Origin of the sequence: Bacillus sp. JJ1533, from assembly GCF_036965045.1 — a bacterium.
Classification (GTDB): Bacteria; Bacillota; Bacilli; order Bacillales; family Bacillaceae_L; genus Ferdinandcohnia.
On the sequence record NZ_JBALOV010000023.1, the window covers coordinates 277 to 11,928 of the forward strand.

9 protein-coding genes and 8 tRNA genes are annotated in these 11,652 nt (G+C 38.9%); 15 read left to right on the forward strand and 2 right to left on the reverse strand.

Features of this window, described 5'->3' with window-relative positions; genetic code table 11:
• The first annotated feature begins 118 nt into the window (after nucleotides 1-118).
• From V7138_RS11295 to glmS, 15 genes are all read left to right on the forward strand, one after another.
• A tRNA-Asp gene (locus tag V7138_RS11295) sits at nucleotides 119-194 on the forward strand.
• 15 nt (nucleotides 195-209) lie between these two features.
• Nucleotides 210-285: transfer RNA gene (locus V7138_RS11300), tRNA-Phe, on the forward strand.
• Nucleotides 286-292: 7 nt separating this feature from the next.
• Nucleotides 293-368: transfer RNA gene (locus tag V7138_RS11305), tRNA-Thr, on the forward strand.
• Between the two features lie 16 nt (nucleotides 369-384).
• Nucleotides 385-469, forward strand: a tRNA-Tyr gene (locus V7138_RS11310).
• A 325-nt stretch (nucleotides 470-794) separates the two neighbouring features.
• Nucleotides 795-869: transfer RNA gene (locus V7138_RS11315), tRNA-Gln, on the forward strand.
• 5 nt (nucleotides 870-874) lie between these two features.
• A tRNA-Lys gene (locus V7138_RS11320) sits at nucleotides 875-947 on the forward strand.
• Between the two features lie 8 nt (nucleotides 948-955).
• Nucleotides 956-1,030 (forward strand) — tRNA-Gly (locus tag V7138_RS11325).
• 24 nt (nucleotides 1,031-1,054) lie between these two features.
• Nucleotides 1,055-1,130 (forward strand) — tRNA-Ala (locus V7138_RS11330).
• A gap of 174 nt (nucleotides 1,131-1,304) precedes the next feature.
• On the forward strand, nucleotides 1,305-2,207 hold the full coding sequence (gene rocF / locus V7138_RS11335) for an arginase (RefSeq protein ID WP_335397189.1): 903 nt from the start codon (nucleotides 1,305-1,307) through the stop codon (nucleotides 2,205-2,207).
• Between the two features lie 173 nt (nucleotides 2,208-2,380).
• On the forward strand, nucleotides 2,381-2,944 hold the full coding sequence (gene sigW / locus V7138_RS11340) for an RNA polymerase sigma factor SigW (protein ID WP_136381847.1): 564 nt from the start codon (nucleotides 2,381-2,383) through the stop codon (nucleotides 2,942-2,944).
• A 13-nt stretch (nucleotides 2,945-2,957) separates the two neighbouring features.
• Complete coding sequence (locus V7138_RS11345) at nucleotides 2,958-3,581, forward strand: anti-sigma factor (RefSeq protein WP_335397192.1); 624 nt, start codon at nucleotides 2,958-2,960, stop codon at nucleotides 3,579-3,581.
• Between the two features lie 141 nt (nucleotides 3,582-3,722).
• Nucleotides 3,723-4,544 (forward strand): diadenylate cyclase CdaA, encoded by an 822-nt coding sequence (gene cdaA, locus V7138_RS11350; protein ID WP_335397195.1) that lies wholly within the window; start codon nucleotides 3,723-3,725, stop codon nucleotides 4,542-4,544.
• The gene (locus V7138_RS11355; RefSeq protein WP_335397197.1) at nucleotides 4,537-5,775 is read left to right on the forward strand and encodes a CdaR family protein; all 1,239 of its coding nucleotides are present in this window, start codon (nucleotides 4,537-4,539) and stop codon (nucleotides 5,773-5,775) included. The genes cdaA and V7138_RS11355 overlap by 8 nt, the downstream gene beginning before the upstream one ends.
• A 32-nt stretch (nucleotides 5,776-5,807) precedes the next feature.
• Complete coding sequence (gene glmM, locus V7138_RS11360; RefSeq protein ID WP_335397200.1) at nucleotides 5,808-7,154, forward strand: phosphoglucosamine mutase; 1,347 nt, start codon at nucleotides 5,808-5,810, stop codon at nucleotides 7,152-7,154.
• 455 nt (nucleotides 7,155-7,609) lie between these two features.
• On the forward strand, nucleotides 7,610-9,412 hold the full coding sequence (glmS, locus tag V7138_RS11365; protein WP_335397202.1) for a glutamine--fructose-6-phosphate transaminase (isomerizing): 1,803 nt from the start codon (nucleotides 7,610-7,612) through the stop codon (nucleotides 9,410-9,412).
• Between the two features lie 275 nt (nucleotides 9,413-9,687).
• Here glmS and V7138_RS11370 read toward each other — a convergent pair whose 3' ends face one another.
• Complete coding sequence (locus V7138_RS11370; protein WP_335397204.1) at nucleotides 9,688-10,746, reverse strand: LLM class flavin-dependent oxidoreductase; 1,059 nt, start codon at nucleotides 10,744-10,746, stop codon at nucleotides 9,688-9,690.
• Nucleotides 10,747-11,085: 339 nt separating this feature from the next.
• Entirely contained in the window at nucleotides 11,086-11,433 is a 348-nt protein-coding gene (locus V7138_RS11375) for a winged helix-turn-helix transcriptional regulator (protein WP_335397206.1), read from the reverse strand.
• Nucleotides 11,434-11,652: the final 219 nt, after the last annotated feature.

Sequence of the window (11,652 nt, forward strand, 5' to 3'; positions counted from 1 at the left end):
TCCTGCCCCCGCAACCAAAAAACAACTAAAAAAGTTGTTGACTAGAACAAAAAGATATAGTAATATAGTATTTGTCTTGAAACAAAAGACGAAATATTTAATCAAGTCTTTTAATAATGGTCCCGTGGTGTAGCGGTTAACATGCCTGCCTGTCACGCAGGAGATCGCCGGTTCGATCCCGGTCGGGACCGCCATTATAATATATATGTGGCTCAGTAGCTCAGTCGGTAGAGCAAAGGACTGAAAATCCTTGTGTCGGCGGTTCGATTCCGTCCTGAGCCACCATATTTGTGCCGGTGTAGCTCAGTTGGTAGAGCAACTGACTTGTAATCAGTAGGTCGTGGGTTCGACTCCTATCGCCGGCACCATTTTTATTTTATTAGTGGAGGGGTAGCGAAGTGGCTAAACGCGGCGGACTGTAAATCCGCTCCCTCCGGGTTCGGCGGTTCGAATCCGTCCCCCTCCACCATTTATGATTTTCGGAAAGCCTTTATTCTTTCTTTAGACAAGTTCAAAAGGATGAAGTAGGCTATTTTTATGGAAATTGTACATAAAAGATAATGAAATTACTCATATTTTGAACTTGATTGTGCAAGATAATAAGGTAATTGAATAAACAGATTTCCGAACATCAATTTGAGAATACTGAGAGCATTTATACTAGAGGTTTAAGATATTTAGTTTAATGTCGACGATATTTCGCGATATTTCCTGCTGAAATATTCCAAAATATCCTCTTGCGGTGAGTTTTCATGAAGCTTATTCGAAGATGAGGATTCATGAAGATTATTCATTGGGCTATAGCCAAGCGGTAAGGCAACGGACTTTGACTCCGTCATTCGTAGGTTCGAATCCTGCTAGCCCAGCCATTTTAGAGCCATTAGCTCAGTTGGTAGAGCATCTGACTTTTAATCAGAGGGTCGAAGGTTCGAGTCCTTCATGGCTCATCTCTGATGCGGAAGTAGTTCAGTGGTAGAACACCACCTTGCCAAGGTGGGGGTCGCGGGTTCGAATCCCGTCTTCCGCTCCATGAACTACTTCTATTTCATATTTTGGGGCCTTAGCTCAGCTGGGAGAGCGCCTGCTTTGCACGCAGGAGGTCAGCGGTTCGATCCCGCTAGGCTCCACCAATAGGATGTTATACACGGATAAACCTAGTGAGGTTTATTTTTTTTTGCGTAAATTTGGAAATTTTCCCTACTCTCCCTCTTCCATAATGTATAGATATACATGATTTTGTTGAGTTGAGTCATTTTAATGAAAGCAGTTACAATAGGGTATATGGGAGAAGGGGGCATTTATTCATGAAAAAGGATATCTCAATCATTGGCGTGCCGATGGACTTAGGCCAGATGCGTAGAGGGGTTGATATGGGGCCAAGTGCCATTCGTTATGCGGGCGTTGTTGAACGATTAGAAAGACTGGATTATGATATAGATGATTTAGGAGATATTGAAATTACGCGTCCAACTCGTGAGGAAGCTGCCAACGATGAAAATTTGAAAAATTTGGAGAAAGTGTCTGAAGCAAATGAAAAGCTGGCCGTGGCGGTTAATGAGGTCATAGAAAATGGCAGATTTCCACTTGTTTTAGGTGGTGATCATAGCATTGCTATCGGAACCCTTGCAGGTGTTTCTAAACACTATCAAAAGTTAGGAGTCATTTGGTATGATGCCCACGGCGATTTAAACACAGCCGATACCTCGCCATCTGGTAATATTCACGGAATGCCACTTGCGGTAAGCCTTGGTATTGGTCATAAGCGTTTGACGGATATCGCAGGCTATCATCCAAAGGTTAAACCTGAAAATGTTGTCATTATCGGTGCAAGATCTCTCGACGAGGGCGAGAAACAGTTAATTAAACAGCTAGGGGTAAAAGTATATACGATGCATGAAATTGACCGTTTGGGTATGACAAAAGTTATGGAAGAAACGATTGATTATTTAAGAGAAAAAACAGATGGCGTACATTTATCTTTAGATTTAGATGGTCTTGATCCACATGATGCACCAGGTGTGGGAACCCCGGTGCTTGGCGGAATCAGTTATCGTGAAAGCCATTTAGCGATGGAAATGCTTGAGGAATCAAAATTAATTACTTCTGCTGAATTCGTTGAAGTTAATCCAATTTTAGATGATAAAAATAAAACTGCTTCCGTTGCAGTTGCATTAATGGGCTCTTTGTTTGGAGAAAAACTTTTATAAGCACATGACAGTATCTCGGGAATAAGAGGTACTGTGTTTTTTTATTTTAAAGATTTGATTTCCTGCCACATAAACTAGCCAAAATTTGTTAAAATGAAACTTATGGAGAAAATGAAACCTTTTTGAAGGTCAATCGTAAATAATGATACCCGCAGTGGCGGAGGTATATAAAAATGGAGACAATCATTAAAAACAGAATCAGGCAGATAAAAAATGGAGATCAAAATGCATTTGCGGAGATAGTAGAATTTTACAAAGACAAGGTGTTTCAAATATGCTATCGTATGCTTGGAAACAGACATGAGGCAGAGGATATTGCACAGGAAGCCTTTATTCGGGCATATGTTAATATTCATAGCTATGACTTGAATAAAAAGTTTTCCACTTGGCTATATCGGATAGCAACGAATCTGTCAATTGACCGCATTCGTAAGAAAAAACCTGACTACTATCTAGATGCAGAACTTGCAGGCTCAGATGGACTAACTATGTATTCACAGATTGCCGCAGATGCCGCATTACCGGAGGACGAGCTAGAGACGATGGAGCTTCAAGAATTAATTCAAGCGGAAATCATGAAGCTTCCAGATAAGTATCGTTCGGTTATTGTTTTAAAATACATCGAGGAGTTTTCACTTAAGGAAATCAGTGAAATTCTTGACCTGCCTGTGGGTACGGTAAAGACAAGAATTCACAGAGGACGTGAAGCTTTACGAAACCAGCTTCGACATGTATAGGGGTGAGAAAAAAATGAACTGTTCAGAAAACAACATGATTGAATTAATGCATAATTACCTGGATGAAGACATTTCTGAAGAGGAAGAGAAGCTACTACGTGAGCATTTGCATGTATGCGAAGCATGCCATCAACATTTTCACGAGCTAAAGAAAACCATTGCGTTGGTACAAAGTACTTCTCACATTTCCGCACCTAACGATTTCACATTAAAGGTCATGCAAAATCTACCGAAGGAAAAACGTACCGTGAGTTTTAGACGCTGGTTTAGAGAGCATCCAATGCTAACTGCAGCTTCCCTTTTTCTTTTATTAATGGCAGGGAGTCTTTTTTCAGTCTGGAGTGAAAGTGAGCAATTCTCTGTTTCCAAGCAACCTAATTTAATCGTTGAAAACAATACTGTGATTGTTCCTGAAGGCGAAACCGTGAAAGGCGATGTTGTTGTAAAGAACGGAAAGATCGTAATTGAGGGAGACGTAGAGGGAGATGTCACGGTGATTAATGGGGAGAATTATATGGCAAAAGCCGGAAATGTTACAGGTGAAATCAAAGAAGTTAACCAAATGTTCGAGTGGCTTTGGTACCATATAAAAAAGGTAGGAACAGATGCAATCAGCATATTTGATAATGAAGAATAGGCCATCGGACACGGTGGTCTTTTTTTAGCTGGAAATTAAGCTTTTCTTCCTACCAATTTGTAATTGGTACATGAAAGTTATATGATATAATATTATAGCTAACTATGTATTTTCGGATTATTTCATAGAGGAAGTGTGAGAATGTCATTTAATGAACTCCCATTATTAGGTTACCTCGGCATTTTTTTAGATGTTCTCCTTGTCTGGTATGTGATATATAAATTACTCTCCCTCATTCGCGGAACAAAAGCTGTTCAGTTATTGAAGGGTATTATTGTCATTGTTTTTATCCGCTTATTAAGTAGCCTATTAGAATTACATACATTGTTTTGGTTAGTGGACCAGGTGATGGATTGGGGATTCCTGGCGATTATCGTTATCTTCCAGCCTGAGTTACGAAGGGCATTGGAACAGCTGGGTCGTGGAAAAATATTCTCAAGAAGTGGTATGGATGAAGATGACCAGCAGGTAAAATTAATAGAAGCCGTTACAAAAGCTACAGATTATATGGCAAAACGCCGTATTGGAGCGCTCATTTCGATTGAAAGACAAACGGGAATGGGGGATTATGTGGAGACAGGAATTCCACTAAATTCAGCGATTTCATCTGAGTTGCTAATCAATATTTTTATTCCCAATACGCCTCTACATGATGGGGCCGTCATTATCCAAAGAAATCAGGTAGCCGCTGCCGCTTGTTATTTACCGCTTTCGGAGAGTCCGTTTATTTCAAAGGAATTGGGAACACGTCACCGAGCAGCACTTGGGATTAGTGAGGTAACAGACAGCATTACTATTGTAGTATCAGAAGAGACAGGGGCTGTGTCCTTAACAAAGAACGGGGAATTGCACCGTGATTTGAAACCTGAAGCATTTCGAGATTTACTAAAACAAGAACTAATCACGAACGAAAGCATTACCTCTCATCCACTTTGGCAATGGAGGGGGAAAAAGAATGGATAAATTAATTGATAACCGCTGGGTTACACGGATTATTGCATTGTTAATTGCTTTGCTCTTATTTGCATCTGTCAGTTTTGAAAATCAACCTTCTTCCAAGAGTCCTGCAGGAATACCGTTATTTTCAAATTACACGGAAACATTGACGGAGATTCCGGTTAATACATACTATGATGATCAAAATTTAGTGGTATCGGGAGTTCCTCAATATGTAAACGTCACGATAGAAGGTCCATCGGGAGTTACCAAAAGAGAAGGTCTTCAAAAAGAAATTGAAGTGTTTGCAGACTTGACGCAGCTATCAGTTGGCACTCATAAAGTGAAGCTACAATATCGCAATATATCTGATAAAATTAAAGTGAAAATTGATCCTGCCGAAATAACCGTTGTCATTCAGGAAAAAGTGACAAAGGAATTTCCAGTTGAAGTCGATTTTGTTAACCGCGATCAGGTTGAAGAGGGATACACGATTGAACAGCCAATCGTATCACCTCGAGTTGTTAAAATAACCGGAGCCCTAGAGGAAATCGAAAGAATTGCCTTAGTCAAAACAGTTGTAGACCTTAAGGGAGTTACGGAAACATTTAAACAGGAATCAAGAGTAGCTGTGTATGATAAAAATCAAAATGTATTGTCAGTAACAGTTGAACCAAGTGTTGTTGAAATTACGGTTCCAATTGTTAGCCCAAATAAATCCGTAGCATTTACCCTTAAGGAAAAGGGAAAGCTTGCGGATGGGCTAAGTTTAGTTAAGATCACGCAAACGCCAAATCAGGTTACAATATTTGGTCCAAAAGAGGTCATTGATGAAATTTCTTCTATTGAAGGTGAAATTGACCTTGACAAAATAAAGGAAGATTCTACGATTAAAGTGAAGGTTCCGATACCAAAAGGGGTTTTCTACGTATCTCCACAAGAAATTGAAGTAACAGTCGATGTCGAAGAGGAGATATCGGAAACCTTCTCAGATTTATCTATTAGGAGTCAAGGCCTAGGTGCCCAGTATGCACTAACATTTTTAAACCCGGAAACAGGGACCCTAAGTTTAGAGATTCAAGGTGCGCCAAGTGTTATACAAGGGACAAGTTCTACTAATCTTGATGTATTTATCGATGTGACCAATCTAGAAATTGGAGAACACGATGTAGATATAGAAGTGATAGGCCCAGACAATGTAACGTGGGCATTACCTCAAGAAAAGGCAAAGATACGAATCACCGAAATAGAAGGGTAAGGAAGTATCTGCAAAAGGAGAGATCATTTAAAATGGGAAAATATTTTGGTACAGATGGAGTACGTGGTGTTGCAAACAGTGAATTAACTCCAGAGCTTGCGTTCAAGGTTGGAAGATTTGGAGGTTATGTATTAACAAAAGATAAAGAAAGACCAAAGGTTTTAATTGGCCGCGATACTCGTATTTCCGGTCATATGCTAGAAGGAGCTCTTGTAGCAGGTCTATTATCCATTGGGGCGGAGGTTATGCGTTTAGGTGTAATCTCTACACCTGGGGTAGCTTATTTAACCAAGGCTTTAGGTGCCGAAGCAGGCGTGATGATTTCTGCATCACATAACCCCGTCCAAGATAATGGAATTAAGTTCTTTGGTCCGGACGGCTTTAAGCTTTCTGATGAACAAGAAAATGAAATCGAATCTCTCTTGGACTTACCTGAAGATCAGCTTCCACGTCCAGTTGGGGCTGAATTAGGACAGGTAAATGACTATTTCGAGGGTGGCCAAAAATATCTTCAATTCTTAAAGCAAACAGTAGACGAGGATTTCACAGGTATCCATGTGGCATTAGACTGCGCTCACGGAGCAACGTCTTCCCTAGCAACGCATTTATTTGCTGACCTAGATGCAGATATTTCAACAATGGGAACATCTCCAAATGGACTAAATATCAATGATGGAGTGGGTTCTACACACCCTGAGGCCCTAGCTGCATTTTTAAAGGAAAAAGGTGCAGATGTAGGACTTGCATTTGATGGTGATGGCGATCGTCTCATCGCGATTGATGAAAACGGGGAAATCGTTGATGGAGACCAAATCATGTATATTTGTGCAAAATATATGAAAGAACAAGGCCGATTAAAGCAGCAAACGATTGTTTCTACGGTTATGAGTAATTTAGGCTTCTATAAAGCATTAGAAGAAAATGATATTGCGAGTGTGCAAACAGCCGTTGGTGACCGCTATGTTGTAGAGGAAATGAAGAAGAGTGGATATATTCTAGGTGGGGAACAATCTGGTCATATTATTTTCCTTGATTACAATACAACTGGAGACGGACTTTTAACAGGTTTACAATTAGTGAATATCATGCAAAGCACAAAGAAACCTTTATCACAGCTTGCAAGTGAAATGAAAAAATTCCCGCAGCTCTTAGTGAACGTAAGGGTAACAGATAAATACCATGTTACAGATAATCCTGTGATCAAAGCAGTTATCGAACAGGTTGAAGCTGAAATGAACGGAAATGGTCGAATCTTAGTACGTCCTTCCGGAACTGAGCCACTAGTAAGGGTCATGGCAGAAGCTCCAACAGAAGAACAATGTAAGGAATATGTAGACCGTATCGTAGCGGTTGTAAAAACTGAAATGGGTGCAGAGTAAAATTTTGAACCTTCTTATACAAATTCATTAAAAATATGCAAACTTGGCACAACATGTTCCAAGTTTGCATATTTTTTTAATACATGGAAGATTCATTCCATGTTTTCATTGACGAATTTAGTTTTTCTGTTGTATGATTGTTCTTGTTCATTTTTGAAAGGAGGATCGAGATAGAAAATTTCATTTAAAGCGCCCGAACTAAACCATGAACGGAAGGAGTAACAATGCATAGGCTATTGTTACAGGTTTAGTTGACGAGGAGGAGGTTTATCGAAAATTCGGCGGATGCCTCCCGGTTGTCATCAATCACGACCGTAATTCCTTTTAAGTAAAACAGAGGGGTGACTCTCTGCACAAACGAAAGGAAATGATTGAGAAACTAGATAAATACGAAAAAAAGGGGCAAGTTAGCCCCGTGCTTTCTTGTTCCCTTTTTTAGGGAGGAAACTTATTTTATGTGCGGAATTGTAGGTTTTATTGGACAGGAAGACTCTAAAGAAATTTTATTAAAGGGACTAGAAAAGCTCGAGTATCGTGGATATGATTCAGCTGGAATTGCAGTAATGAATAATGATGGTGTTCATGTGTTTAAAGAAAAAGGACGGATTGCAACGCTTCGCGAAGTTGTAGACCAAGGTGTAAATGCAACGGTGGGGATTGGGCATACACGTTGGGCAACACACGGAGTACCGAGTAAAGTGAATGCACACCCTCATCAGGCAACATCTGGACGATTCACTCTCGTTCATAATGGTGTAATCGAAAACTACACTCAACTAAAAGCTGAGTATTTACAAAATGTCGAGTTAAAAAGTGACACCGATACGGAGGTTGTTGTTCAAGTGCTTGAGCACTTCGTTAAACAGGGACTTGATGTAGAAGAGGCCTTTTGTCAGACGTTAAGCCTTCTGAAAGGTTCTTATGCAATTGCAATGCTTGATGAGCAAAACAACGAAACCATCTATGTTGCGAAAAACAAAAGTCCACTACTTGTAGGTCTTGGCGACAATTTTAATGTTGTAGCCAGTGATGCAATGGCCATGCTTCAAGTAACCGATCAATATATCGAGTTAATGGATAAAGAAATTGTCATTGTTAAAAAAGAGTCTGTCACAATCAAAAATTTAGCGGGTGAAACCATCAGCCGTAACTCATATACAGCAGAGCTAGATGCAAGTGATATTGAAAAGGGAACCTACCCACACTATATGCTTAAGGAAATTGACGAACAGCCATTAGTGATGAGAAAAATCATTCAAGAATATCAAACAGAAAGCGGTAAGTTGACGATTGATTCATGCATTTTAGAAGCAATGAAGGAATCTGACCGCATTTACATTATCGCTGCTGGAACTAGTTATCATGCTGGCCTTGTGGGAAAACAATTCATTGAAAATATGGCGCACATTCCTGTAGAGGTTCATATTTCAAGCGAATTCTCATACAATATGCCATTATTATCTGAGAAACCATTATTCATCTTTATTTCCCAAAGTGGGGAAACAGCAGACAGCCGCGCGGTATTAGTACATGTAAAAGAAATGGGCCATAAGTCCATTACAATAACAAATGTACCGGGTTCAACCCTATCACGTGAAGCGGATTACACATTGCTATTACATGCTGGTCCTGAAATTGCAGTGGCATCAACAAAGGCGTATACCGCTCAGTTAGCCGTACTTGCAATCCTAGCTTATGTAACAGGCGAATCAAAGGGAATAAAGGTGGGTATGGACCTTGTCAAAGAGCTAGGAATTATCGCAAACAGCATGGAGGCTCTTTGTGATGACAAAGAAATAATGGAAGCAATCGCTTGGGAGTATTTCACAACCACTCATAACTGCTTTTTCATCGGTCGTGCGATGGACTTCTTTGTTGGCTTAGAGGGTGCCTTAAAGCTAAAAGAAATCTCTTATATCCAAGCGGAAGGATTTGCTGGAGGCGAATTAAAGCACGGAACAATTGCCTTAATTGAAGAAGGGACACCGGTTATCGCTCTGGCTACACAGGAACATGTGAACCTAAGCATTCGTGGAAACGTGAAAGAGGTTGTGGCACGTGGTGCACATCCATGTATCATTTCAATGAAGGGCTTAGAAACAGACGAAGACCGTTATGTGCTCCCGGCTGTTAACGAAATGTTAACACCACTAATATCCGTCATTCCATTACAGCTTATCTCTTACTACGCAGCACTACACCGTGACTGTGACGTTGATAAGCCACGGAATTTAGCGAAGAGCGTGACTGTAGAATAAAGTAGTAGCCACTGTAGGATAAAAGTGATAACAAGTAAAAAGGTCTGGTACTAGTAAAAAATCTTGGAACCAACAAAAATACTATGTGAACTACAAATAAAAGTCCCAATGTAAATCTATATCATCGGGACTTTTATTAAATTAGAGGTACCATCCTAATAAACAATTAAATTTAACTTTGAGAGTTAAATTGCGTAACGAACAAATTGTATTTATTGGCATTATTTTATACTTTTTTAATTGAATGGCAACAGTTGCTTATAAAAGCTGAATTTCTAGTTTTTAGCTGTAAATTTTCTGATAGCAGGCAAAATTTCTGTACCAATTAGTTCGATATTTTTGACTAATTTATCGTAAGGCACACCAGCCAAATCAAGTTGTGCGATATAACGCTGATGTCCAAAAAGTTCATGTTGGTATAGGATTTTTTCAATGATTTGTTGCGGACTACCAACGTTTAAAATGTTACGAACGTCAACGCCTTGTGCAAACATTTGTTTCGAGAATCCTCTACCATTTGCTAATACAGCGCCCTCATTAATATGAGGATAATATTCTTTAAGCGCCTCTTGAGTTGTTTCAGCAATATAGAAGAAACCAGTTGTCGCAACAGGAAGAGTGTGTGGATCAAATCCATTAATCCTTGCAGCCTCTCTATAAGCATCAATTCTCTCTTTAAAGAGACTTGCAGCACCTCCTAATGTAGCTTGTGTCATTGGGACACCTGCATAACCTGCCTTCATCGCACTTGCAGGAGTACCACCAACCCCACGCCAAATTGGGAGTGAGCCACTTTTTGGACGTGGTAAGATTTTTGCATTTCTTAAAGGCTCTCTAAATTGGCCACTCCAATTGATTACTTCTTCTTCATTAATCTTTAATAATAACTGAAATTTTTCTTCAAATAACTCTTCATAATCGCGAATGTTATATCCAAGTAATTCAAATAGCCCTACACGTGATGCTCGACCCGCTATAATCTCAGTTCGACCATCCGAAATCAAGTCGATTGTTGCAAAATCTTCAAACACGCGTACGGGGTCTGACGTACTGATAATCGTAGAAGAACTTCCAATCTTAATTTTTTCTGTTGCCTGAGCGATTGCTGCTAACACAACAGAGTGTGCCTGGGTAACGAAATACTCCTGATGACTTTCCCCCACACCAAAAAAGTCAATGCCAGCTTGTTCAGCCAATTTAGCTAATTCAATTATTTCTTGTATACGTTGATTAGCAGAGATTCGTTTACCAGTATGAGGATTTGGCATGTGGTCACCTAATGTATAAATTCCAAACTCTAGACCTTTATTTTGGTCAATTCGATATTTTTCCATAATATTCACACTACCTCTTTAAAGTGTTTATTACAATAAAAGTTGTATTAATAAATCCTTTTACAGTAATTATCATTATTCATAATTACCTTTCTGAAAAGTACGCACTATAAAGTGGTATAGTATACAAAATGATACCTTTAGTTGTTAAGAGTTTTTTCAATGAAACTTTATATGGGGTTAAATCCAACTTTATAGATAAATGATAAATTAATTAACTAAACTAGAGAAACAAGTTAGTTTTTTAAAATTAGTTGATTATCTCTGAAAAAATGTCAATTAGAATGAAAGACTATTATCATGGTCAACATAAAAAAAGATGAACAATGTTCATCTTTTTTAGCTACCTTTTATATTTAATTTTTTTTGCTTATGCTGTATATGTCTGCTACTCCATTCGTGCATGGCTTGCAAAATTGGTTCTAAATCCCTTCCATATTCAGTAATTGAATATTCAACCTTTGGAGGAACTTGGGGATATACAACTCTGTTAATTATTTCTTCTTCCTCTAATTCCCTTAACTGCTTAGTTAACATTTTTTGAGTGATTTCAGGGATACTTCTTTTTAATTCATTAAATCTCATCGTTCCGTTCTTTAATAGGTACAATAGAATAATTGGTTTCCATTTTCCTACCAAAACATCTAATGTATCTTCTACACGACAAAGTTCCGGCTCAATATTCATTACAAATCCTCCTTTAGTATCCTTTTTAATACTATTGTATTTAATAGTATATACAACTTATTTTAGATGTTCATATACATAATAGCATCATGAAGTAGAATATAGTAGTGGGATGAAACAGGATGATTTAGTGTCTACTCTAGAGGTGTGGCAAATTTTTTCCTAAAAGGGGAAGGTAGAGAATGAGTGGAGGATACTCTACTTAAGATAGTAAATTAA

Excerpts from the sequence above, each read along its gene's own strand:
- V7138_RS11355 (WP_335397197.1), top strand. The coding sequence starts at position 4,537 with ATGGATAAATTAATTGATAACCGCTGGGTTACACGGATTATTGCATTG.
- V7138_RS11345 (WP_335397192.1), top strand. The coding sequence starts at position 2,958 with ATGAACTGTTCAGAAAACAACATGATTGAATTAATGCATAATTACCTG.
- glmS (WP_335397202.1), top strand. The coding sequence starts at position 7,610 with ATGTGCGGAATTGTAGGTTTTATTGGACAGGAAGACTCTAAAGAAATT.
- sigW (WP_136381847.1), top strand. The coding sequence starts at position 2,381 with ATGGAGACAATCATTAAAAACAGAATCAGGCAGATAAAAAATGGAGAT.
- V7138_RS11375 (WP_335397206.1), bottom strand. The coding sequence starts at position 11,433 with ATGAATATTGAGCCGGAACTTTGTCGTGTAGAAGATACATTAGATGTT.
- cdaA (WP_335397195.1), top strand. The coding sequence starts at position 3,723 with ATGTCATTTAATGAACTCCCATTATTAGGTTACCTCGGCATTTTTTTA.
- rocF (WP_335397189.1), top strand. The coding sequence starts at position 1,305 with ATGAAAAAGGATATCTCAATCATTGGCGTGCCGATGGACTTAGGCCAG.
- glmM (WP_335397200.1), top strand. The coding sequence starts at position 5,808 with ATGGGAAAATATTTTGGTACAGATGGAGTACGTGGTGTTGCAAACAGT.
- V7138_RS11370 (WP_335397204.1), bottom strand. The coding sequence starts at position 10,746 with ATGGAAAAATATCGAATTGACCAAAATAAAGGTCTAGAGTTTGGAATT.